Source organism: Dietzia aerolata, from assembly GCF_014144865.1.
GTDB lineage: Bacteria > Actinomycetota > Actinomycetes > Mycobacteriales > Mycobacteriaceae > Dietzia > Dietzia aerolata.
Map to the genome: position 1 here is coordinate 8,939 of NZ_JAALDM010000133.1, position 1,935 is coordinate 10,873.

At 70.1% G+C, this 1,935-nt stretch carries 2 protein-coding genes; one reads left to right on the top strand and one right to left on the bottom strand.

What is annotated here, in order from left to right; all coding sequences use genetic code 11:
* Positions 1-30 precede the first annotated feature (30 nt).
* Positions 31-1,104 carry a phosphotransferase family protein gene (locus tag G6016_RS08970; protein ID WP_182632327.1) on the bottom strand — a complete coding sequence of 358 codons (1,074 nt, stop codon included), beginning with the start codon at positions 1,102-1,104 and terminating at the stop codon, positions 31-33.
* A 142-nt stretch (positions 1,105-1,246) separates the two neighbouring features.
* Here G6016_RS08970 and G6016_RS08975 point away from each other — a divergent pair, with 142 nt between their 5' ends.
* A complete protein-coding gene (locus tag G6016_RS08975; RefSeq protein ID WP_182632329.1) occupies positions 1,247-1,873 on the top strand; it encodes a TetR/AcrR family transcriptional regulator in 627 nt (208 codons plus the stop codon).
* Positions 1,874-1,935 lie beyond the last annotated feature (62 nt).

Genomic DNA, 1,935 nt, shown 5'->3' on the forward strand with positions numbered 1-1,935 from the left:
CGTCGGTGGTAGCGGAGGTGATGTCAGCCATCAGTTGGTCCCCTTCCGGGAATCGAGGATCGAGTGGCCGTGCTCAACCAGGTCGCGAATCCGCGGACCGATGTCGCCGAAGTCCTGGCCCGCCATGTCGCCGGCGAGCGAGCGGGTGGCCACGCCCTGCGCGATGGCCGCGAACTTGAATGTGGCGAACGCCAGGTACCAGGGCATGTGCGACGGGTCGGTGCCGGTCGCCGCGCAGTAGCGCTCGAGCAGCCGGTCCGGGCCCGGCCACCCGGCCTCGGTGGTGATGGACGGGATCAACGGAACCTTCGGGCCGTCCGGATCGCCCCAGTACAGGACCGTCTGCGCGAGGTCCGCGACCGGATCGCCGAGGGTCGACAGCTCCCAGTCGAGGATCGCGAGGATCCTGCCGGGGTCACCCGGGTCCACGACGTAGTTGTCCAGGCGGTAGTCACCGTGGGTGATCCGGGACGACGGCGACGCGGGCATGCTCTCCCCGAGACGGGCGGCCAGTTCCGCCAGGCGGTCCGTGCGGACGGACTCGTGGGCCTTCTCCGATTGGCCGAGCCAGCGGCGCAGTTGCCGCTCGAGATAGCCGTCCGGGCGACCGAGATCCCCCAACCCGACGGCCTCCTGGTCGACAGCGTGGAGCGCCACCAGGGCGTCGATCTGTGCGTCGGCCATGGCGGCCTTGTCGTCGTCGTCCTCCGCGAAACCCGGCGGCAGGGTGTCACGGATGACGTGCCCGACCACCTTCTCCATCACGTAGTACGGCACGCCCAGGTCCTCGCCGGTGGTCTCGTTGAGCAGCACCTTCGCGACCGGCACATCCGTGCCGCCGAGGCCGAGCTGGATGCGCGCCTCGCGCCCCATGTCGTGGGCGCTGGGCAGCAACTTTCCCGTCGGCGGGCGACGCAGGATCACCTCGCCCGCGTCCGAGCGGAGCGTGAACGTGAGGTTGGACTTGCCGCCGGCGATGAGGTCGGCCTCGAAGTCCGTCCAGGCCTTCTCGCCCGTCGCCTCGACCAGGCGCGGGCCCACCAGGTCTGGGCGCAGCAGGTCGTGGACGGGCAGGTCCGCGGGCGCGGCATCTGACGGGGTCATCTGGGGCTCCTCAGCATCGGCGGCAACCAGACCGAACGATCGCTCGGTTTGATGTAGTGTTACCCGGGACACAGTCAGTGTCAAGCCGAGGGCCGAGTCAAGCTGAGAGCCGGGTCGAGTGGAACGGGAAAGGGTGGACGCGATGGTCGAGGACGATCTCGGGGTAACTCGGTGGCGCGAGCTCGGCCCGGATTCGCTGACCCCCACCCTGCGCGCGGCGCTGGGCGTCTTTGCCGAAAACGGCTACCACGGTGCGTCGATCCGGTCGATAGCCGAGGCCGCGGGACTGTCCGTCCCGGGGCTGTACCACCACTACTCGTCCAAGCAGACGATCCTGACCGCGCTCGTCGAGTCGACGATGGATGAGATGATCGCCTACACCTCGGCCGCGGCGCGCGACGCCGGGGATGACCCGGTGGCGCGGTTCGACAATGTGGTGGAGTGCCTGGCCCGCTTCCACATGGCCCGGCGGGACCACTCCTTCGTGGCATCGTCGGAGATGCGCAGCATGGAGCCGGACGCGCGGGCCCATCACGTCGCGCAGCGTGACGAGCAGCAGCAGATGGTCGAGGACGCGATCCGGGTCGGCGTCGCCTCCGGCGACTTCACCTGCGAGCATCCAGGCGACGCCGCGCGGGCGATCGCGTCACTGTGCGTATCAATCGCATCCTGGTACCGGCCCGACGGACCGCTGTCCGCCGACGAGGTCGCCGCCCGCCATCTCGGCTACGCGCGGGCTATCGTCGGCGCCCCGACCGGCCGCACCTGACGCCCCGACCACCCTGGCCGCCCTGAGCACCGCGACCACCGCGACCACCGCGCCCTGCACGT

Excerpts from the sequence above, each read along its gene's own strand:
- G6016_RS08975 (WP_182632329.1), top strand. The coding sequence starts at position 1,247 with ATGGTCGAGGACGATCTCGGGGTAACTCGGTGGCGCGAGCTCGGCCCG.
- G6016_RS08970 (WP_182632327.1), bottom strand. The coding sequence starts at position 1,104 with ATGACCCCGTCAGATGCCGCGCCCGCGGACCTGCCCGTCCACGACCTG.